Source organism: Mucilaginibacter sp. P5_A4 (assembly GCF_056400605.1).
In genome coordinates this window covers 1-20,327 of sequence record NZ_JBFUKX010000070.1, presented here as the reverse complement: position 1 = coordinate 20,327, position 20,327 = coordinate 1, and the positions used below count along the sequence as shown (strand labels likewise).

General features: G+C 41.4%; 21 protein-coding genes and 1 riboswitch. Of the genes, 13 read left to right on the top strand and 8 right to left on the bottom strand.

Annotation, left to right across the window (positions count from 1 at the left end; translation table 11 throughout):
• Positions 1 to 1,145 (bottom strand): nucleoside recognition domain-containing protein (locus tag AC1DQW_RS25795; RefSeq protein WP_477456679.1); only part of this gene is annotated, 1,145 nt, incomplete at its 3' end.
• Between the two features lie 86 nt (positions 1,146 to 1,231).
• Here AC1DQW_RS25795 and AC1DQW_RS25790 point away from each other — a divergent pair.
• The 3 genes from AC1DQW_RS25790 to AC1DQW_RS25780 all read left to right on the top strand — a co-directional run bounded on the left by AC1DQW_RS25790 (position 1,232) and on the right by AC1DQW_RS25780 (position 2,613).
• Positions 1,232 to 1,666: a DinB family protein gene (locus tag AC1DQW_RS25790; RefSeq protein ID WP_477456678.1), complete on the top strand. Its 435-nt coding sequence runs from the start codon at positions 1,232 to 1,234 to the stop codon at positions 1,664 to 1,666.
• Position 1,667: 1 nt separating this feature from the next.
• Positions 1,668 to 2,084 carry a DUF3052 family protein gene (locus AC1DQW_RS25785; protein WP_477456677.1) on the top strand — a complete coding sequence of 139 codons (417 nt, stop codon included), beginning with the start codon at positions 1,668 to 1,670 and terminating at the stop codon, positions 2,082 to 2,084.
• Between the two features lie 94 nt (positions 2,085 to 2,178).
• The gene (locus AC1DQW_RS25780) at positions 2,179 to 2,613 is read left to right on the top strand and encodes an OsmC family protein (protein ID WP_477405928.1); all 435 of its coding nucleotides are present in this window, start codon (positions 2,179 to 2,181) and stop codon (positions 2,611 to 2,613) included.
• A gap of 116 nt (positions 2,614 to 2,729) precedes the next feature.
• Here AC1DQW_RS25780 and AC1DQW_RS25775 read toward each other — a convergent pair whose 3' ends face one another.
• Both AC1DQW_RS25775 and AC1DQW_RS25770 read right to left on the bottom strand, forming a co-directional pair.
• Positions 2,730 to 3,113 (bottom strand): SRPBCC domain-containing protein, encoded by a 384-nt coding sequence (locus AC1DQW_RS25775; protein ID WP_477405926.1) that lies wholly within the window; start codon positions 3,111 to 3,113, stop codon positions 2,730 to 2,732.
• A gap of 23 nt (positions 3,114 to 3,136) precedes the next feature.
• The gene (locus AC1DQW_RS25770; RefSeq protein WP_477456676.1) at positions 3,137 to 3,727 is read right to left on the bottom strand and encodes an acetate uptake transporter; all 591 of its coding nucleotides are present in this window, start codon (positions 3,725 to 3,727) and stop codon (positions 3,137 to 3,139) included.
• A gap of 106 nt (positions 3,728 to 3,833) precedes the next feature.
• Between AC1DQW_RS25770 and gpmA the strand changes: the two genes are divergently transcribed.
• Both gpmA and AC1DQW_RS25760 read left to right on the top strand, forming a co-directional pair.
• The gene (gene gpmA, locus AC1DQW_RS25765) at positions 3,834 to 4,523 is read left to right on the top strand and encodes a 2,3-diphosphoglycerate-dependent phosphoglycerate mutase (protein ID WP_477405922.1); all 690 of its coding nucleotides are present in this window, start codon (positions 3,834 to 3,836) and stop codon (positions 4,521 to 4,523) included.
• A gap of 119 nt (positions 4,524 to 4,642) precedes the next feature.
• Positions 4,643 to 5,128, top strand: a complete 486-nt coding sequence (locus AC1DQW_RS25760; RefSeq protein WP_477456675.1) for a hypothetical protein — start codon at positions 4,643 to 4,645, stop codon at positions 5,126 to 5,128.
• A 102-nt stretch (positions 5,129 to 5,230) separates the two neighbouring features.
• On the opposite strand, the gene AC1DQW_RS25755 is transcribed toward AC1DQW_RS25760, so the two are convergent.
• The 4 genes from AC1DQW_RS25755 to AC1DQW_RS25740 all read right to left on the bottom strand — a co-directional run bounded on the left by AC1DQW_RS25755 (position 5,231) and on the right by AC1DQW_RS25740 (position 10,556).
• Positions 5,231 to 6,442, bottom strand: coding sequence for a homoserine dehydrogenase (locus tag AC1DQW_RS25755; protein WP_477456674.1), 1,212 nt, complete (start codon positions 6,440 to 6,442; stop codon positions 5,231 to 5,233).
• Positions 6,442 to 7,497: a homoserine O-acetyltransferase family protein gene (locus AC1DQW_RS25750; RefSeq protein WP_477456673.1), complete on the bottom strand. Its 1,056-nt coding sequence runs from the start codon at positions 7,495 to 7,497 to the stop codon at positions 6,442 to 6,444. Before AC1DQW_RS25750 ends, AC1DQW_RS25755 begins: the two co-directional genes overlap by 1 nt.
• Positions 7,498 to 7,585: 88 nt before the next feature.
• Complete coding sequence (locus AC1DQW_RS25745) at positions 7,586 to 8,905, bottom strand: O-acetylhomoserine aminocarboxypropyltransferase/cysteine synthase family protein (RefSeq protein WP_477456672.1); 1,320 nt, start codon at positions 8,903 to 8,905, stop codon at positions 7,586 to 7,588.
• 241 nt (positions 8,906 to 9,146) lie between these two features.
• Positions 9,147 to 9,257: riboswitch (SAM riboswitch) on the bottom strand.
• 180 nt (positions 9,258 to 9,437) lie between these two features.
• A complete protein-coding gene (locus tag AC1DQW_RS25740) occupies positions 9,438 to 10,556 on the bottom strand; it encodes a trans-sulfuration enzyme family protein (protein ID WP_477456671.1) in 1,119 nt (372 codons plus the stop codon).
• Positions 10,557 to 10,647: 91 nt separating this feature from the next.
• On the opposite strand from AC1DQW_RS25740, the gene AC1DQW_RS25735 reads away from it, so the two are divergent.
• From AC1DQW_RS25735 to AC1DQW_RS25705, 7 genes are all read left to right on the top strand, one after another.
• Positions 10,648 to 11,169, top strand: coding sequence for a hypothetical protein (locus tag AC1DQW_RS25735; protein WP_477456670.1), 522 nt, complete (start codon positions 10,648 to 10,650; stop codon positions 11,167 to 11,169).
• A gap of 158 nt (positions 11,170 to 11,327) precedes the next feature.
• Positions 11,328 to 12,524 carry an aminofutalosine synthase MqnE gene (gene mqnE, locus AC1DQW_RS25730; RefSeq protein WP_477456669.1) on the top strand — a complete coding sequence of 399 codons (1,197 nt, stop codon included), beginning with the start codon at positions 11,328 to 11,330 and terminating at the stop codon, positions 12,522 to 12,524.
• Between the two features lie 110 nt (positions 12,525 to 12,634).
• Positions 12,635 to 13,255, top strand: a complete 621-nt coding sequence (locus AC1DQW_RS25725) for a histidine phosphatase family protein (protein WP_477456668.1) — start codon at positions 12,635 to 12,637, stop codon at positions 13,253 to 13,255.
• Between the two features lie 11 nt (positions 13,256 to 13,266).
• Positions 13,267 to 14,016 carry a menaquinone biosynthetic enzyme MqnA/MqnD family protein gene (locus AC1DQW_RS25720; RefSeq protein WP_477456667.1) on the top strand — a complete coding sequence of 250 codons (750 nt, stop codon included), beginning with the start codon at positions 13,267 to 13,269 and terminating at the stop codon, positions 14,014 to 14,016.
• Between the two features lie 125 nt (positions 14,017 to 14,141).
• Entirely contained in the window at positions 14,142 to 14,951 is an 810-nt protein-coding gene (locus tag AC1DQW_RS25715; protein ID WP_477418634.1) for an SDR family oxidoreductase, read from the top strand.
• A gap of 227 nt (positions 14,952 to 15,178) precedes the next feature.
• Positions 15,179 to 15,658, top strand: coding sequence for a hypothetical protein (locus AC1DQW_RS25710; RefSeq protein ID WP_477418632.1), 480 nt, complete (start codon positions 15,179 to 15,181; stop codon positions 15,656 to 15,658).
• 148 nt (positions 15,659 to 15,806) lie between these two features.
• Positions 15,807 to 18,005: a bifunctional alpha,alpha-trehalose-phosphate synthase (UDP-forming)/trehalose-phosphatase gene (locus tag AC1DQW_RS25705; protein ID WP_477456666.1), complete on the top strand. Its 2,199-nt coding sequence runs from the start codon at positions 15,807 to 15,809 to the stop codon at positions 18,003 to 18,005.
• A gap of 83 nt (positions 18,006 to 18,088) precedes the next feature.
• On the opposite strand, the gene AC1DQW_RS25700 is transcribed toward AC1DQW_RS25705, so the two are convergent.
• Positions 18,089 to 19,873, bottom strand: a complete 1,785-nt coding sequence (locus tag AC1DQW_RS25700) for a glycoside hydrolase family 15 protein (RefSeq protein ID WP_477456665.1) — start codon at positions 19,871 to 19,873, stop codon at positions 18,089 to 18,091.
• 151 nt (positions 19,874 to 20,024) lie between these two features.
• Between AC1DQW_RS25700 and AC1DQW_RS25695 the strand changes: the two genes are divergently transcribed.
• Positions 20,025 to 20,327: redoxin domain-containing protein (locus AC1DQW_RS25695; protein WP_477456664.1), on the top strand; the 303-nt coding region annotated here is incomplete at its 3' end.

The window sequence follows — 20,327 nt, the reverse complement described above, 5'->3', positions numbered from 1 at the left end:
ATACCTACAGTGCCAAAATATAGCGCAACAATATAAAAGGTAGTATCGGCCGAGCCATTGAATATGCTTCCCAAACGTCCGGCAAAACTATCTGGGCCGAAGGTTTTCATTACATCTATCATCATGGCCTTTGAACCCGATCCGCTGAGGGGTTTCATGTAGGCAACAGGCATGGCGTCTACAAAACGTGTATCTAAACTTGCTTTGGTACAAACCCAGCGTAAGCCTTCGTTCATATAATCCAAAGCGCCGCAGCTGCGGAATACGCTGATGCCTACCAGCATGGCAACCAGGTAGGGGATAATTTTTACCGAAGTTTCAAATCCGCTTTTGGCACCTTCAACAAAAACATCAAATACATTGATCTTTTTGATCAATCCACCCACAATAAAAATGACAGGAATAGCAAACAGGAGAAAATTGCTCACCACTTTTGATACAGTACTGATCTCCTCTTTAGATAGGTGCGTAGTAAAATACCATACTACCAGGGTTATAAACGCGGTTACCCCGCCAAGCCAGGTTATAATTACCCTATCAAACAGGTTTATTTTTTGCTTTACGGCTACTACCAATAAGCCAACTACCGTTGCCACATAGGTTGCTATAACACAGGGCAAAAATATATCGGCAGGGTCTTTAGCATTCAAAATTGCCCGTTGGGCTATTATGGTAACCGGCAACATCTGCAACCCCGAAGTGTGCAGCACCAGGAACATGATCTGGGCATTAGATGCGGCATCTTTATCTTTGTTTAGCTCCTGCAAGCTTCCCATCGCTTTTAATCCAAGCGGGGTAGCCGCATTATCGAGCCCCAGCAGGTTGGCCGAAAAATTCATCAGCATTTGCCCTACCGCAGGGTGTTTCTCAGGAACTTCGGGAAATAAACGACTGAAAAACGGACCTACAATGCGCGAAAGGAAATTAATTGCCCCGGCCTTTTCGCCAACATTTAAAATACCCAGCCAAAAAGCCATTGCACCAACCAGCGGCAGGGCAATATCCATAACCGATGATTTTGAGGAACTGAAAATACCATCAACCAATAATTTAAATGCTTCAACATCGCCCAAAAAAATGAGTTTAACGAGCGCAACAACAAAAGCGATAAGGAAAAATGCTATCCAGATATAATTAAGGGCCATTAGCTATGTTTAAGGCTTTGAAGTTAATGGTTTTGTAATTTAATATGAAATAACAATCTTTAAATACTTATTTTGAAAACATAACCATGACCACCACCTCAGCAATTTTAAACAATGCCATCAATAATTTTCTACAGATAAAAACCGAACAGCTTGATTGGGAAAACAAACCCACGCCCAATAAATGGTCAAAAAAGGAAATCATCGGCCACCTTATTGATAGCGCGCAAATAAACCTGCAGCGTTTTGTGCGTTGCACTTACGAAGAGAATTTCAGACTTACTTATGAGCAGGTGGAATGGGTTGCAGCGCAGCATTACCAAAAAGCTGATATTAATGATCTGCTTGATTTGTGGAGCTTACTTAACCGGCAAATAATAAGGGTTTGGGAAAACTACCCGGCAGAAAGGTTAACAGCCCGTTGCGATAACAGTAAAAAGGAGCCTAACCTCCAAACTGTGGAATGGCTGGCAAATGATTATGTAGAACATTTATTGCACCACCTCAAACAAATTAATTAACATGGCAGGCTACTCAGGTACTCCGTTGGCGAAAAAACTGGGTATAAAAACAGCGGCAAAAGTAATGTTGCTTAACGCACCCGATTATTACCTGCAATTGTTTACCGATTTGCCGACTGATGTTTATTTTGTAGATGAAGCGGCAGTAAAAAAAGATGTGATCCATTTTTTCACCAAACAACGGGATGAATTTTTGACCGTACTTCCCCAATTAATGAACCAAATGAAACCCGATGGCATGATATGGGTATCCTGGCCAAAGAAGGCGTCAAAAGTTGTCACCGACATTACCGAAGATGTTATCAGGAATTTTGCCATCGAAATTGGGCTTGTGGATATAAAAGTTTGCGCCGTTGACGAAACATGGTCCGGTTTAAAATTGGTAATACCGGTTAAAGACAGGAACCTGTTTAAATGAAACTTTTTTGRTAATAACAGCGTAAATAATAACATGCTTAATTAGCAACACTAAATTTAATATCTAACTTAGCATTATTATAAACTATAACACTATGTCTACAATAGAACTTAAACGTGTACATGGCGATTTCGGCTTTGAGGCTGTAGATGCCAATGGTCATACTGTAAAAATGGATAGCAGCCCCGAAAGCGGTGGCCAGGATTTTGGTATACGCCCCATGCAAATGCTTTTAATGGGCTTGGCCGGTTGCTCTGCAATTGACGTTATCAGCATACTTAAAAAACAACGACAGGATGTAAAGGATTATAAAATGGTAGTAAACGGCGAACGTGAAGCAGGTAAAGAACCCTCACTTTGGCAGGATATTGATATTGAATTTCATTTATATGGCGATATTGATGAAGACAAAGCAGCCCGTGCTGCTGAATTATCACTCAATAAATACTGTTCGGTAGCGGCAACGCTTGGTAAAGCAGGTGCCGATATTAAATCGAAGGTATTTGTGCACCCGGCGGTTACAATTTAAAATATCATGCAAATCAAGGCTGGTCAATAGCTGCCCTTAAACACCAAAAGCCACTCGATCTGAGTGGCTTTTGGTGTTTTAAAGCCCTTTCTTTTTGAAAGGAGTGGGGCGAGGCCTTATTCGCCTTCAAAAAAATCAATCAGCCCGCCAAAATAGCTGTAGGTCCAGCCTTCGGTTATATCATCAAAATCCTCATCGGGGATATTGGTATGCCTTAGCTCGGCAGATGTGCCCTGTTTATCGGGGTGCAATTTGATGGTTACTATCGAGTCATCAGATTTACCTTCAAAATACCATTGCTGCACAATTTTTTTGCCGGGTTCAAACTCCAGGTTTTTACCGGTTATGCTGCCATCCCACATAGAAAATTCTGAACCTGGTTCGGTACTCATTTCTGCAACCTCGCCGGTCCATAATTCAATGGTAACTGGGTTGGTAAGGGCTATATAAATTTCGTCGGGCGTTGCCGGTATGCTATAGTATTTTTTAAAATCTTTCACCTGCGCAATTTAGCAACATTATTTTAAACCTTTACAGGGCCAATAGGTAATACAACACGCCCGTAAACTTCATTAAGCACATTGGCAATGCCGGTATATATGGCAGATGCGCCGCAAATAATGCCTTCATAACCAGCCAAATGTTTAATTGTCGCATTTCCGGTGGCATCGCCGGCTACTAATAAAAAGAATAGTATAGTTAATGATCCAAATACAAACTGGAGTGCCCTGTTTAATTTTAGTGTACCAAAAAACAATAGTAAAGTAAAAACACCCCATACACTTAAGTAAGCGCACATGGCACCTTCTGAAGCAGCTGTAGCCCAGCCTAATTTGGGCATAACAATAAGCCCGACTAACGACAGCCAGAAAAAGCCGTAGGATGTAAATGCGGTTAGCCCAAAAGTGTTGTTCTTTTTAGCTTCAATAACACCGGCTATTACTTGCGCCAGGCCACCGTAAAATATACCCATGGCCAGTATCATACTGTTCATTTCAAAAAAGCCGGCGTTATGAATGTTTAATAAAACGGTGGTCATACCAAAGGCGCAAAGCCCAAGCGGGGCGGGGTTGGCAATACCATCCTTTACAGGAACAGGTGTAGTTGGAATCATAATTGGTTTAGCATTAGTTTGGTTTATAACGCAAGCTAATTGAATTATGAATATTTTACAATTTTTTTTACAACTCGCGGCTTACATTTGCGTTAAGTAAATACCTATGCAAAAAATAGTATTGATACGCCACGGTGAAAGCACCTGGAACCTCGAAAACCGCTTTACCGGCTGGGAAGATGTAGACTTATCCGAAAACGGTTACCTGCAAGCCCATAAAGCAGGACAGATCCTAAAAAAGAACGGCTACAATTTTGACGCCGGTTTTACATCATACCTGAAACGATCAATAAAAACCATGCATTTTGTGTTGGAGGAGCTTGATCATTTATGGATCCCGGTTGAAAAATCATGGCGACTGAATGAGCGCTTTTATGGTGCCTTACAAGGCATGAATAAAGATGAAGCCGTAGCCAAATACGGTGCCGAACAGGTGCTGAAATGGAGGCGCGACCCCAATGAACATCCACCAGCTATAACCAAAGACGATCCGCGATATCCGGGGCACGACCTACGTTATAAACATTTGACAGAACGTGAATTACCATTAACCGAAAATCTAAGCGAAACAATGGACAGGGTTTTACCCTTTTGGAATGAAACTATTATAAAAGCCTTGCGGCACAACCAAAGGGTAATTGTGGTTGCCCATGGCAACAGCCTGCGCTCGCTAATAAAATATATTGATTGCCTTAGCGACGAAGAAGTAACCCAACTGGAAATTCCTACAGCTACGCCCTGGGTTTATGAGCTCGATCATGGATTAAAACAGATAAGGCATTATTATTTGGATTGAGATTACGCTGTCTCCTTTAATGAAACCCCAGGACTACGCTTCTTCTGCAATCAGCTATTCAATATGTGCCGTATTTGTTTATATTCGTTGCCATTATAAACCATATCATAAATTAAAAAATGAAGAAAGCTGATATTTATGAAATAACCATAAAAATCCTGGGTATTTACCTTTTGGTATCCAATTTATCTAAAGTGCCCGGCTTTTTTACATTTTTAAAAAGCTTCGGCGCTATTTCATCAGCCGATCATCCCGGGGAACAAATGAATTTGTTTTGGCTGAACATTGCAAACTTTGTGCTGATGCTGGCACTATCTCTTTTCTTAATTATTGGCACCCGGTTTATTACCCGTTTGGTAACCAATACAGCCGACAGCAAGGAAAATGTAAAACTGTTTGCCGATAGAAAAGTGATCTATGAAATAGCGCTGATCATCATCGGTGGGTTGCTTATTGTTAATGCCTTACCCGATTTGCTTTACCGTTTATACACTTTAGCAAACGTTAGCGATCAAAACTCGGCAATATCATCAGTAACAAAAATATTTATTGGTATTATGACTGTGGCTTATGGAAAACGGATTGCCGTTTTTTTTGCTAAATAGGGATACTAAAAGAAAAAATAGAAATAAAAAAGACTCCGATCCGGAGCCTTTTTTATTGTTTAAACAACAAAGAAAATTTGCATAAAAACTTCGCTTGTCTGTTTATGCCGATGCTAAGCTAACACCCGTTAGCTGACCGGCAAAGGCAACAAATGCCTTACTATCGGATATACGGATTTGATTATCTACCAGGTTTTGCAAATTCACTTTTCCTATAACAAACTTATAACTACCTGAATAATAGCGTTCCTGAATATGTATAAATTGCAATGCATCAACTAAACTCTCGTCATCATACCTTAAATAGATATCCAATTCAATATTATTAGTGAATTGTAGATCTGTTTTTTCCTTGGCTTTTTTATACTCATACTGATAGCTGTAACGCAGTGCCGCTATATCAGACAATACGGCCGAGCCGGTAGGGTGGCCGCCAGCTCCCTTACCAAAGAAGAATTGCTGATCGGCAAAAGCGGCCTGTACCGTTACACCGTTGTATTCATATTCTACATTGTATAAAAACTCGGTTTCATTTACAAATTTTGGTAATACAAACAGGGCTACATTTCGCTCATCCAGTTCCTTAGCTACAGGAACTAATTTGATCTTCAGGTTTTTTTCGCGGGCATATTGCAGATCCTGCGCTGCCAGGTTTTGAATCCCTAAATTGAAAACCTTGTGTGGTGGAATAACAACTCCGTAAGCATGTGCGGCGGCAATAACCAGCTTGTATTTGGCATCAAAACCACCAACATCACTTGTTGGATCGGTTTCGGCGAAGCCAAGGTCCTGCGCTTGTTTCAGGGCGCTGTCATAATCCAAACCTTCAATAAATCCTTTTGAAAGTATGTAGTTTGATGATCCGTTAAAAATACCGCTTATAGAGTGCAGTAATTCGTTGTCATAATACTCCTCCAGGTTACGGATGATGGGGATACTACCGCAAACCGCGCCTTCATATAGGAGGGAAGTTCCATATTTATGTTGAAGCTCTATTAATTCTTCCAAATGCAGCGCGATCATTTTTTTACTTGCCGATACTACATTTTTTCCGCTGCTTAAGGCTCTTGAAACAATTTCGAAAGCGGCTTCGGTATCGTTTATCAGCTCAACAATGGTGTTTATTTCCGGGTTGTCGAGCAATTCATTTTTATCAGTGGTAAAAAATTCTGCCGGTAAGGTGCGCTTTTTATGCGGGTCTTTAATAGCGAATTTTACTATTTCGATGTTTAAATTTTTAGTTTTGATGATATCATATAATCCCTGCCCAACTACTCCAAATCCAAATAATCCTATACTTAACTTTTTACTCATTACGCTGTACGTTGCAATTCTATAATTTTTCCTTTTACATCGGTTTTAAAAAACGATGTGATAATATTTGTCAATGCTTCTGTTTCAATTAAAAATCCATCATGGCCATAAAACGAATCCAGTTCGGCAAAGGCCGATTTTGGAATATGCCTGAACAGGTATTCCTGCTCCTCAATGGGAAATAACACATCTGATTTTATGCCGATAACCAGGGTACGCGCTTTGATAAGGCTTAGCGCCTTTTCTACACCATTACGGCCACGGCCCACATTATGCGAATCCATAACTTTGGTTAAATACCAGTAGCTATGCGCATTAAAGCGGTTTACTAACTTTTGGCCTTGATAAGCCTGGTAGGTAGATGCCTTAAAATCATCTGTTTTGGCATCTGTTTCTTCCTGTTGAGTTATGCCATATGTTTTATAAGTACGATAGGAGAGCAGGGCAATGCTGCGCGCGGCTTTCAAACCATTGAGGCCACCATCAACAGTGTTATTATGAAAAGTAGGATCGGCACTTAATGCCAAACGCTGTGATTCGTTAAATGCTACTCCCCACGGAGAATGGCGGGCATTGGTAGCTATCAGTATCAAATTTTTAATCCGCTCGGGCTCAATAATTCCCCATTCAATAGCTTGCTGGCCGCCTAATGAGCCACCGATAAGGATATGAATATTACCTATCCCAAGATGATCTGCCAAAAGTTGATGTGCTTTTATAATATCCCTGATAGTAAACTGCGGAAAAGCCTGTAAATAAGGCTGTCCGTTTGCCGGGTTAATACTTAAAGGGTTGGTTGTGCCATAAGGCGAACCCAGGATATTGGCACATACTATAAAATGCTCTTCGGCATTAAATTTATTACCTGTGCCTACAAAACCTTTCCACCAATCATAAACATCCGAATTAGCGGTTAGGGCATGGCATACCCATACCACATTATCTTTTGCTTTGTTAAGCCTGCCATAAGTATGAAAGCCTATCTCCAGGTCATGTAATTCCTCACCGGATTCAAGGCCGAATGGTTGAGTGTACTTAAATATTTCTGTGTTCATTCTTTTGTCTTGTTATCGCGGGTGCAGCTGATTTTATTGTCAGCCGCAGCCCGTAACAACTTTACTATATCACTTAAAAAAAACTATACTATACTAATTGGGCCGATGCCCTTTTTATTTTGGCAAATGCCTGTTCAAAATCTGCTTTAATATCATCAATATGCTCAATCCCCACCGCAACGCGTAACGAATTAGGCCTCACACCTGCCGATAACTGTTCCTCATCAGAAAGCTGCTGATGCGTAGTTGCAGATGGCTGAATGATCAATGTTTTTGCGTCGCCAACATTAGCTAAATGACTTACCAGTTTAAGATTATCAATTAGTTTACCGGCATCTTCTTTATCGCCGTCTATCTCAAAGGATAACACCGCTCCAAAACCATTTTTAAGGTATTTTTTAGCCAGTTCATGATAGGGTGATGATTCCAGTCCCGGATAGTTAACTGTTGCTACCTGTGGATGCTGGTCGAGCCATTTGGCAAGCTCCAGTGTGTTATCTACATGGCGCTGTACACGCAATGAAAGGGTTTCTAATCCCTGGATGTTCAACCATGAATTAAATGGTGATTGCGAAGGGCCAAAATCTCTAAGGCCTTCCACACGGGCACGTATTATAAACTGAATGTTACCAAACGGGCCGCCAATGCCAAATACATCGGCAAATACCAAGCCGTGGTAACCTTCAGACGGCTCTGTAAACTGCGGAAACTTGCCATTGGCCCAGTTATAAGTACCGCCATCAACTATTGCACCGCCAATGCTGGTTCCATGACCACCTATCCATTTGGTTGTTGATTGTACCACCACACTTGCACCATGCTCCAACGGGCGAAACAGATAGCCGCCTGCTCCAAAAGTATTATCAACTATCAGGGGCAGATCGTGCTTTTTAGCCAGAGCGCCTAACTTATCAAAATCGGCAATGGTAAAGCCTGGGTTACCTATGGTTTCCAGGAAAATGGCTTTGGTTTTGCCGTCAATGAGGGCTTCAATACTTTCGGCGGTATCATCTTTGGCAAAACGCGCCTCGATGCCTAAGCGCTTAAAGGCTACCTTAAACTGGTTATAAGTACCGCCATATAAAAATGGTGAGGTAACAAAGTTGTCGCCAACCTGTAATATGTTATTTAATGCAATGAATTGTGCTGCCTGGCCCGATGCCGTAGCTAATCCTGCAACACCACCCTCTAAAGCCGCTATACGTTTTTCAAAAACATCGGTAGTGGGGTTCATTAATCGGGTATAAATATTGCCAAACTCCTTTAAGGCGAAGAGGTTTGCACCATGCTCGGCACTTTTAAATACGTAAGATGTGGTTTGGTAAAGCGGCACGGCGCGCGCACCTGTAGTTGGGTCAACTTCCTGGCCGGCGTGTAGTTGTAAGGTTTCGAATTTTAAGGCAGACATAGTTTTAAGTTTTTGAAGGTTATAATTAAATTTTTGATGTTTGAATGGTTAGCAAGCTGATAAATTGTTTACCAGTTTTACAACACGTATATTTTCAGGGATTGAAAAAAGGAACGTATTAAAGCATCAACAGCAGCAACACATACAAATACCGCTATTTAAGCTAATACGTTGTATGTTACCGTTTTGGGTATTAAAAATGTTGCTTGTAGTAATTTTAATTAAACTTTTCATGGTTATAAATTTATATTCCCCGGTGTTATTTGCCGGGACAGGAATTGGCACCTTCTTCAAAATTGAAGGGTTGCCAGCGGGTCATTGAGCCTGATCTCTCGCCGCTTCTTTATAAATCAATACCCGAACTATGCGGAGAATTGATCGACTATAGTGGTATCGCTACCAAATAATGGTCCAAAGATAAGCGGATATTTATTTAAATACCAAATTAAATTTTTATTTAGATTATAGACTGTTGGACAAAGGAGCAAGGACCCATGGCATTTCTGTCCTTGCTCCTTCATCTTTTCATCTTTTATCCATTCAAAGCCTGCTCCAAATCGGCCACCAAATCATCAATATGTTCCAGCCCAACCGATACCCGTAATAAGTTAAACGGTGTTTTAGTGTCGGGGCCTTCCATGGTTGCACGATGCTCTATCAAACTTTCCACACCGCCAAGGCTGGTTGCCCTGGTAAATATTTTTAGCTTGTTGATGATATTGTGGGTATCGTTCTCATCGCCCTTAATTATAAAGGATAGCATTCCGCCAAAGGCAAGCATTTGGTCTTTAGCAATTTCATGCTGCGGATGTGATGTTAAACCGGGATATAAAACCTTTTCTACTTTGGGATGGTACTCTAAAAATTCAGCTAATAACTGCGCATTGTTTACATGTGCTTTAACACGGTATGGCAGGGTTTTAATGCTGCGCGCCAGCCAAAAGCAATCGGTTGGAGAGGGGATAGCGCCACCCATTTCCTGCACCTGGCGTATTTTTGCCCACCAATCGCTTTTTTCGGCGGTAATTAACGCTCCGCCCATCAGGTCGCTATGCCCGCCAAAATATTTTGTGGCCGAGTGCATTACCATATCGGCACCTAAGGCTAATGGCTGCTGGCATATCGGTGTTGCGAATGTATTGTCAACAACAACTTTAAGGTTTTTTGCTTTCGCGATAGCTGCCACCTTTTTAATATCAGTAATTTTAAGCAGCGGATTTGACGGTGTTTCTATCCAGATCAGGCCGGTTTCGGGCTTAATGTGCTGTAATAATAGTTCATCATCGTTAACATCAATAAAATCGAAAGTTAATATACCGGCAAACAGGTTTTTAAGCTGGTTGCGCAGGCCGTGATACATATCATCGGGACAAATAATATGGGTACCCGGTTTAAGTGATTGAAATACGGCCATACCAGCGGCATTGCCCGATGAAAATGAAGCAGCATCAACACCACCTTCTAATTGGGTTATCACATTCTCCAGTAACGAACGATTTGGGTTTGATGACCGGCTATAGATATGCCCTCCCGGAAAGTCGCCATCCATACCACGCTCAAACGTGGTTGACATAACAATAGGCTGTATCACAGCTCTTGATGATCCGTCAATATGGTTACCCGCGTGTATGGCTATAGTTTCAGTTTTCATTTTGTATATGTTATAAACCAAAGTAAATAAGATTATTTGTGATTTGCTGTAGCGATAGGCGTAAATATCACGTAATTATTAAAAAACACCTATGAAAAACCTGTACCTGCTTACCATTATCATCGTACTATCAGCCTCAGGCTGCCAAAAAGAAAACATTGCCAAACAAAGCGAATATGATACCAGCTATAAAGCGTGGTTAAGCTTTAAAAGCAACGCAAAAAACTCCTATTGGTACACAACAAGTTTTGGCTCGTGGACAGGTTTTGGTGTTACCATCAAAACAGGCGTCAGTAATGGTAAAGTTGTTTCGCGCGATTACATCCGGATACAATCACGCAATGATGGTACCAACAAAGCCGACACAGTTAAAGCCTGGCATGAAGATGCCGCTACTATAAATACACATCCTAATGATGTCGCCGAAGCACTTACAATAGATGCCATATATTTAAAAGCCCGCACCCAGTGGCTTAAAGTTGATGCAAAAAGCAACGACATTATATTTGAAGCAAAAAACAATGGTTTAATATCAAACTGTGGTTATGTGCCTCATGGCTGCCAGGATGATTGCTTTAACGGAGTTACCATTACAACGATAACAGCCTTGTAGGCTAAAAGCCAAAAGCTCAAGGCATAAAGCTTTTGAAATATGGCTATCTGTCTTAGGCTTCTTTCCGCTCATAATCTGATTGTCAAGAATGACTTCCGCTTTAAGCTTTCCGCCTTGAGCTTTCTGCTTTTTTAGTACATTTGTACAAAGTTTTTTTAATGGAGGCTGAAAATAATTTACAGTTATTATTACAAAATCCGGATCTGCCTGCTGATTTAAAGCACATTGCCGGAAAAGTACAACGCAGCGAACGGATAACCTTTGATGAAGGTGTTACATTATATGAACAGGGCGACCTGGGTTACCTGGGCGTTTTGGCCAACTATATCCRCGAAAAACGCCATGGTGATAAAACTTATTTCAATCGTAATTTCCATATCGAGCCTACCAATCTTTGTGTTTACGATTGTAAATTTTGTTCATACTCGCGCCTGCTGAAACAAAAGTCAGAAGGCTGGGAGTATACCATGGACGAGATGTTTAACATGGTTACCAAATACGATGATGAACCGGTAACCGAAGTACATATTGTAGGCGGTGTATTGCCGCAATACGATGTGCCTTTTTACCAGGAACTTTTTAACAGAATCAGGGACCATCGTCCCGGGCTGCATATTAAAGCGCTAACACCTGTTGAATACCATTATATATTTAAGAAAGCTAAAATTGATTACGCAACAGGTATGCGCCTGATGCACGAGGCAGGCTTAGGTTCGATACCGGGTGGCGGCGCCGAGATCTTTCACCCGGAAGTTCGTGAACTGATTTCGAAAGATAAATGTACCGGCGACCAGTGGCTGGCTATCCATGAAGAATGGCATAAACTGGGAGGGCGCTCAAATGCTACTATGCTGTATGGTCATATCGAGAAATTCCATCACCGTGTTGACCATATGGATCAATTACGGCAACTACAGGATAAAACAGGCGGTTTCCAAACGTTTATCCCTTTAAAATTCCGCAACCAGGATAACCAGATGTCGCACGTGCCCGAATCGAGCGTAATTGAGGATCTGCGAAATTATGCCATAGCCCGCATCTACCTGGATAATTTTGATCATATTAAAGCTTACTGGGCAATGATCAGTCGCACTACTGCGCAGCTTTCTCTTAATTTTGGTGTCGATGATATTGATGGCACCCTTGATGATACTACAAAGATTTACTCCATGGCAGGCGCCGAAGAGCAGCACCCCGGCATGAGCACCAAACAATTGGTGGAGCTGATAAAAAATGTAGGCAGGCACCCGATAGAGCGCGATACGCTTTATAATGTAGTTACCGATTACAAGGATTTTGAATTCCCGGAAACTCAGCCCAAGCCGCAATACTACAAACTGCCGGTAATTAATTAGGTAAAAGCTGAAAGCTGAAAGCCCAAAGCAGAAAGCCAAAGGCTAAAAGCTTTAATTAATTAGAAAAGAGCTTTTAGCTTTAGGCCTTAAGCTTTTAGCTTAAAAAAAGAATGATAGAAAAAACTTTATATATAGTACGTCACGGCCAAACAGAGCTTAACCGGCAAGGAATTGTACAGGGCCGTGGTATGAACACCGATTTGAATGATGAGGGGCGCAAACAAGCCCGTCAGTTTTACGAGGCTTATAAAGATGTTGCTTTTGATAAGATCTATGTATCAGCGTTAAAGCGTACCCAGCAAAGCGTTCAATCCTTTATCGACCTTGGTATCCCGTACGAAAAGCTACCGGGTTTAGATGAGCTGGCCTGGGGTATCCATGAAGGGCAGCCAAGCACTATCGAAAACCGATCGGTATTTTTACAGATCATGCGCGATTGGATGGATGGCCGTTTAGACAGTAAGTTTGAAGGCGGTGAAAGCCCCAATGAGGTAGCGGTACGCCAGCGGGAAGCTATGCAGCTTATTATGAGTCACCCTGAAGAAAAAACGGTACTAATTTGCATGCATGGTCGTGCCATGCGTTTATTGCTTTGTATTTTAACCGGCAAGCTATTAACCGAAATGGATTGCTTCCCTCACCAAAACTTGGTGCTGTACAAAGTTGCTTATGATGGCAGCACGTTCGCGATCATCGATTTTAATAATGCCGAACATTTAAAACATTCCTGAAAGCGTTTCTTGTGAAAAAGATCAGAATATCAGCAGTTAGCTATACCAATACCAAGCCCTTTATATACGGTTTACAACAAACAGGATTCATAGATAAAATAGAACTAAGTCTGGACATGCCGTCAGTCTGTGCCCAAAAACTCATAGATGATGTAGTGGATATCGGGCTCATCCCTGTGGCAGCTACCTTAAACCTGCCGCAATGGGAAATCGTATCCAACTATTGCATCGGTGCTGTAGGCGCCGTAAACTCGGTTTTTATTTTTAGTAATTGTGCTGTTGAAGATATCAAATATCTGCAGCTTGATCCTGAATCGCGATCATCAAATAACCTGGCCCTTGTGCTGCTCAAAAACTTTTGGAAGATTAACCCGGAATTGATTAATGAGACAGCCTGCTATGGTTTATCAACCGAAGCCAATACCGCTTTTGTTCAAATAGGTGACCGTACCTTTGGTAAAAAAGAAAAGTATAAATACGCCTATGATCTTGCCGAAGAGTGGCAAAAATTTACCGGCCTTCCATTTATGTTTGCCGGCTGGATAGCCAACAAACCCATCCCGCAGGAATTTATGGATGAGTTTAACGCCGCCCTCAAATACGGCCTCGACCATCGTCATGAACTATTCAAAGAAATCGCCATGCGTGATGATTTTGATATTATGGATTACCTGATGGTGAAGATAGATTTTGAATTAACCGAGGATAAGAAGAAAGCATTGTTTATGTTCTTGGATCTTATAACACAATTACAGGATTAGGCACGATTTATTCTTGCAATTAAATTCCGGTTCAGACAAAGAAATCCTTCTTAATCCCTTAATCGTCTTAAAACATTATTCTGCAAATTTCATTGGTTATATTGAACAATTAAATCTGTTGTTAAATGAACCATACTCCATCATTAAAAAACCAGGCGGCGTTAATAACCGGTTCCGATAGCGGAATAGGTAAGGGCGTTGCCATAGCTTTGGCTGCTGCCGGCGCCAAAGTGTTAATCAATTACGCCCATAATCATGATGCTGCCGAAGAAGTAGTAAGCCAAATAAAAGCCGCGGGCGGTGAAGCCTTTGCTGTTCGGGCTGATGTAAGCCATGAAGAAGAAGTAAAAGCCATGTTTGCGCAAATGTTTGAGCATTATGGCACTATTGATATCCTGGTAAATAATGCCGGGTTGCAAAAGGATTCCAAATTTGTGGATATGACTTTAGACGACTGGAATAAAGTGATCAGCATTAATTTAACCGGGCAGTTTTTATGCTCGCGCGAGGCAGCCAAGGAGTTCATCCGCAGGGGAGTAGTTGAAGACAGGAGCAGGGCAGCCGGGAAAATCATCTGTATGAGCAGTGTGCATGAAGTAATTCCGTGGGCCGGGCACGTTAATTACGCGGCAAGCAAGGGAGGCATCAGCATGTTCATGAAAAGTATAGCGCAGGAACTGGCTCCTCATAAAATAAGGGTTGTTGGTATAGGGCCGGGTGCCATACAAACCCCTATCAATAAATCTGCCTGGGAAACGCCCGAAGCTTTAGATAAACTACTCACCCTGATACCTTATAACAGGATAGGCAAACCCGATGATATTGGTAAACTGGCCGCCTGGCTGGCATCAGATGAGGCCGATTACATTACTGGAGCAACCATTTTTATGGATGGCGGCATGACTTTATACCCCGGATTTGCCGATAATGGTTAATTTGATGGTAACAGCAGGTGAATAAATCTGTTTTTGATTTGCTAAACCGATTTTTCATGTTCTTTTTTGTTTAAGATATTGTAAAATATACACTAAGTGATTTGCGAAAATCTAAATTTTATACGTCAATTTGACTGTTATTATCAAATATTCATAAAAGTTAAATTTTATTTGCCAAGTTGATAACATTCCTATACTTTTGTTATGGATTTAAAATTTAAACATACATGAAAAAGATATTTTTAACAACCGCAATTGCCGCTTTATTAAGTGTTAATGTATTTGCTGCCGATGGTGGTAAAAGAGTAGATGGAGGCACAAACGTTTCTTACGTAGCCTTACATGGTTTCACAGTTGATTTTGCTGATGCAAAAGATGTAAACTGGACAGTAACAAAAAATTGCCAGAAAGCAACTTTCACTGTCGACGGCGTTAGAAAAACAGCATTTTATAACCTTAGCGGCGAGTACCTTGGTGTTACACAACGTGTTGACTCTAAAGCTATCCCTGCTAAAACAATGAAACAAATCAACAAAGACTATGCTGGTTACCAAATTGGCGAAGTTATTGTTTACCAGGCTAATACCGATGTAAACCCTAACATCGAAGCTACTTCATACTTCGTTGATTTGAAAAATGATGCTCACGAGGTACTTGTAAGAATAACTCAACAAGCTAACCTTGAATTTTTTCAACAAGTGAAATAATCACCCAGAAATCGCTTTAATATTAGCCGTTCAGAAATATCTGGACGGCTTTTTTGTTTTACAAATATTGTAATTCTTATCTTTTAGCAAACAAATATGGCTGTTTACACCTTTATAAAACATTAAGTTTTAAATATTAATAAGTATTATGCCAAAGACTATCATTGTATCTAACCGGCTACCTGTAAAAATTTCTAAAATTGATGACGAATATAATTTATCATCAAGCGAAGGGGGGCTTGCAACCGGTTTAGGTTCAATATACAAACAAGATGATAATGTGTGGATTGGCTGGCCGGGAGTTGAAATTGCCGAACAGCAGGATAAGGATAAGGTTACACATCAGTTAAAAGAATTGAGTCTTATCCCTGTGTTTCTTGACCAGGAAGAGATCAACCAATATTACGAAGGTTTTTCAAACGAGGTATTATGGCCGGTTTTTCATTACTATGCATCAACCTATGCCAATTACAAGCAATCTAACTGGGATTATTACCAGGCCGTTAATAAAAAGTTCAGGGATGTAATTCTAAGTATTGCCGAGCCTGGCGACGTGATCTGGATTCATGATTACCAGCTATTGCTGTTGCCAGCCCTGGTTAGGAGCGAATTGCCCGATGTTTCCATAGGATTTTTCCTGCATATCCCATTTCCCTCGCATGAAATGTTCAGGTTGATACCGTGGCGGTCGGAATTGCTGGATGGAATGCTTGGCGCCGACCTGATTGGTTTTCATACGTTTGATGATGTGCGCCATTTTTTGGGTGCAACAACCCGCATTTTGCCGGTAACCTCGTCATCAAACATTATCACAACAGGCGAACGCTCAATTGTTATAGAATCATTCCCGATGGGGATAGATGAACGGAAATATGCATCGTTACCGTTGCAGGAAGATGTACAGCACCAGATTGAGCTGTTAAAAAATAATTTTAAAGACATTAAGCTTATACTATCTGTTGACAGGCTCGACTATAGTAAAGGTATACTTCAACGTTTGCAGGCCTTTGAATTATTGCTGCAATTACACCCCGAATGTATTGAAAAGATAGCCTTGTATATGATTGTGGTGCCATCACGTGATACAGTACCGCAGTATGCTCACCTGCGCGATGAGATAGACAAAAAGGTAGGTAATATCAACTCCATTTACCGCACGATGGACTGGAGCCCTATACATTATTACTACCGTTCGTTCCCGATCGAGATGCTTTCGGCTTTGTATTACACCGCCGATGTTTGTTTAATAACTCCTATGAGGGACGGCATGAACCTGGTAAGCAAGGAGTATGTAGCCAGTCGGATAAATGACGATGGTGTATTGATTATGAGCGAGATGGCTGGCTCATCTAAAGAGTTAATTGATGCCATAATTGTGAACCCCAATAATACCGGCGAGGTTTGCCGGGCCATAGTGCAGGCTATCAACATGCCTTTGGATGAACAGCGGAAACGCATGATACCAATGCGGCAACTGGTAACCAAATTTAATATTTCGCACTGGGTTAAAATATTTATGGATCGGTTGAAAGAAGTAAAACTGATGCAACGGTCTTTGCAGGCCAGGCACGTAAGCAACTCAACCGAGCAGTCTATCATTAACCGTTATATCAAAACCAAAAAACGTATTATATTTTTAGATTATGACGGCACGCTGGTAGGTTTTAAATCAAACATCGAGCAGGCAAGTCCGGATGCGGAGCTTTATAACATTATTAATAAACTCACCGAAGACCCCGCCAACCAGGTAGTGCTGATAAGCGGCCGCAAGCATCAAAATCTTGACGAATGGTTTAACCTTGCCAATATTTACCTGATTGCCGAACATGGCTCCTGGTTTAAGCAGCAAGGCACATCATGGCATAAAATTGCAGGTCTGTCAGATCAGTGGAAACAAGATATTTATCCCATCCTGGAAACCTATGTAGACCGCACTCCGGGTTCGTTTGTCGAAGAAAAAACATACTCACTGGTGTGGCACTACCGCAAGGCCCAGGCTGGCTTAGGCGAGCTTAGAGCAGGCGAATTAATGAATAACCTTAAATACCTTGCCAGCGATAAGGGCTTACAGTTACTGCCGGGGGATAAGGTATTGGAAATTAAGAACATGGATATTAACAAAGGCAAAGCCGCCTTAACACTTACAGAAGGCAAAAACTATGATTTTATTATTGCCTTTGGTGATGATCATACCGATGAGGATATCTTTAAAGCACTGCCAGATAGCGCTATAACCATAAAAGTTGGAAGTAATTTATCCGCAGCTAAGTTTTACCTGCGTAATCCGCAGGAAGTACGCAAGCTGCTTACAAGCTTTACTAAACATGTTGGGGTAGAGGTAAGTTGAAAGGTTGGAATGTTGTAAAGTTAGAAAGTTGTAGGAAAGTTGAAACGTCATTTAACATTCCAACTTTCCTACAACCTATAAACCTACAAAAATATCGGCCTGTCCAGCTTAATGGCTATACGATATGCGGCATTCATTAAACCTACATGGCTATAGGCCTGTGGGAAATTGCCCCATTGGCTGCCATCGTTTTCGTCGACATCTTCACTAAACAGCAACAGGTGATTGGAGTATTGCAACAGGTTGGCAAACTCACGTTGTGCATCGTCAATACGCCCAACGCTGGCCAGGGCTTCTACATACCAAAATGCGCATATCAGGAAAGTTGTTTTGGGTTTACCAAAATCATCTTTATATAAATACCTGTAAAATAACCCATTAGGTGTTTTTAGCTCTTTTTCTAATGCAAGTAAATGATCTTTTGCTCTTTGAGATTCAGGATCGAGGTAATTCATCATAATTAACTGCAACGTACTGGCATCAAGGTTGGAGCTCCCTGCCGAATTGGTGTACACCTTCCTGACAGGATCATAACAGCTTTCAATGTGCGCGGCCGCGCGACCTTTTAATGATATGGCTTTATCAATCAGTTCTTTATTATCAATAGTACGCGCCATTTTTTCTGCCGCCGATGCGCCTGCCCACTGGAACAGGTTGCTGTAGCAATGTATATTGGCCATGTTCCTAAACTCCCAGATGCCGGCATCTTTTTCATCTATAGTGCGTTCAATTTTATTAAGCAGCGATTCGATCCATTTCACTGAATCCTTTCGCTCCGAAAAAACAAAGCGATGATCTGTATACAGTGGGAGCATAGAGATCATCACCTGTCCATAAATATCATTTTGTATATGCTCTGATGCCTGGTTGCCTATGCGTACCGGCTGGTTGCCCATGTAACCGTCCAAATCGGTCAGTATATGCTCAACCAGGTCCTTTTTACCCGTTATACCATACAGCGGCTGGTAGCGCTGTTCATCAGAAAAAGAAATATCTGTTACATAGCCAAAGTATTTTTCCATTTCCTCAAAATGCCCAATGTGATTGAGGGCGGTTATAACATAATAGGTATCGCGCAGCCAGCAATAGCGATAGTCCCAGTTACGGCCGCTTCCCGGCGATTCGGGCAAGCTGGTAGTACTTGCAGCTATAATTGCTCCTGTATCTTCAAACTGGTGTATCTTAAGCGCCAACCCCGAACGAATTACAAAAGGCTGGTAATACCCGGCTATGGATGAGTGCTTGATCCATGTGCGCCAGTATTGAATGGTTTCTGCCAAAAAACGTTCTGTGGTAGYTATCAATGGCGCTTCCAGGGGTTCGCCATAAGTGAGTGCGAGGTATTTTATCTCATTAAGCACAAATGGCTGTTCATCAAACACATAACTGATGGGTATATTGGTTGTAAGCCTTATATTTTCTTCGCCGCCGAGGTATTGTATATGGTTACTACCGCGATTAACGGTTAATTTTACAGCACCATATTCAGATACAGGTTCGCATTTAACCTTTACCCTTGGCGAACCTTCAATAGCTTCAATCTTCCTAAACAGCATCAAGGGTTTATAGTAGCGCTGGTGCTGGTAAAAACGGGGAGCAAAATCGGTTACACGGTATTTGCCGCCGCTGGCAGGGCTTATTTCGGTAATTAAAACATTGGTATTTTCCAGGTAATATTGATGTGAAGTAAATTCCCCGTCTGGCAGGATTGAAAACTGGCCGCCTTTCTTTTTATCCAGTAATCCACCAAAGATAAAAGTGCTGTCGAACCGGGGCCAGCACAGCCACTCCACATTTGTATTTTTATGTATATGCGCTAAAAATGCGCAGTTTCCAATTATTCCGGTATCGTAGGTATGTCGTTCCATTAATAATATTGCTTTTAGCTTGTTCAAGTGTTCAACAACATTGCTTGTGTAATGTTGGCGTAAATTGCAGTATAATTTCTGTTTAATTTTGATTTATCAAACAATGTATATTAACTTAGTAGTCTTTAATCTACTATAAATCACACAAATCATGAGTTTACGATTAGGCGATAAAGCCCCCAATTTTAAAGCAAAAACTTCTGCCGGAGACATCGATTTTTACGAATACCTTGGCGACAGCTGGGGTGTATTGTTTTCGCACCCAGGCGATTATACACCGGTTTGTACAACCGAACTTGGCAGGACCGCAGCGTTAAAAGATGAATTTACAAAACGTAATGTAAAAGTACTGGCCCTAAGCGTTGATTCACTGGATTCACATACCGGCTGGATAAATGATATCAATGAAACGCAGGGAGTGGAGGTAAACTTCCCGATAATTGCTGATGAAGAC

Bases quoted from the DNA above. Each gene is read 5' to 3' on its own strand.
- gpmA (WP_477405922.1), top strand. From the start codon at position 3,834: ATGCAAAAAATAGTATTGATACGCCACGGTGAAAGCACCTGGAACCTC.
- AC1DQW_RS25750 (WP_477456673.1), bottom strand. From the start codon at position 7,497: ATGAACACAGAAATATTTAAGTACACTCAACCATTCGGCCTTGAATCC.
- AC1DQW_RS25780 (WP_477405928.1), top strand. From the start codon at position 2,179: ATGTCTACAATAGAACTTAAACGTGTACATGGCGATTTCGGCTTTGAG.
- AC1DQW_RS25715 (WP_477418634.1), top strand. From the start codon at position 14,142: ATGAACCATACTCCATCATTAAAAAACCAGGCGGCGTTAATAACCGGT.
- AC1DQW_RS25760 (WP_477456675.1), top strand. From the start codon at position 4,643: ATGAAGAAAGCTGATATTTATGAAATAACCATAAAAATCCTGGGTATT.
- AC1DQW_RS25770 (WP_477456676.1), bottom strand. From the start codon at position 3,727: ATGATTCCAACTACACCTGTTCCTGTAAAGGATGGTATTGCCAACCCC.
- AC1DQW_RS25790 (WP_477456678.1), top strand. From the start codon at position 1,232: ATGACCACCACCTCAGCAATTTTAAACAATGCCATCAATAATTTTCTA.
- AC1DQW_RS25725 (WP_477456668.1), top strand. From the start codon at position 12,635: ATGATAGAAAAAACTTTATATATAGTACGTCACGGCCAAACAGAGCTT.
- AC1DQW_RS25785 (WP_477456677.1), top strand. From the start codon at position 1,668: ATGGCAGGCTACTCAGGTACTCCGTTGGCGAAAAAACTGGGTATAAAA.
- AC1DQW_RS25710 (WP_477418632.1), top strand. From the start codon at position 15,179: ATGAAAAAGATATTTTTAACAACCGCAATTGCCGCTTTATTAAGTGTT.
- AC1DQW_RS25755 (WP_477456674.1), bottom strand. From the start codon at position 6,442: ATGAGTAAAAAGTTAAGTATAGGATTATTTGGATTTGGAGTAGTTGGG.
- AC1DQW_RS25735 (WP_477456670.1), top strand. From the start codon at position 10,648: ATGAAAAACCTGTACCTGCTTACCATTATCATCGTACTATCAGCCTCA.
- AC1DQW_RS25705 (WP_477456666.1), top strand. From the start codon at position 15,807: ATGCCAAAGACTATCATTGTATCTAACCGGCTACCTGTAAAAATTTCT.
- AC1DQW_RS25745 (WP_477456672.1), bottom strand. From the start codon at position 8,905: ATGTCTGCCTTAAAATTCGAAACCTTACAACTACACGCCGGCCAGGAA.
- AC1DQW_RS25740 (WP_477456671.1), bottom strand. From the start codon at position 10,556: ATGAAAACTGAAACTATAGCCATACACGCGGGTAACCATATTGACGGA.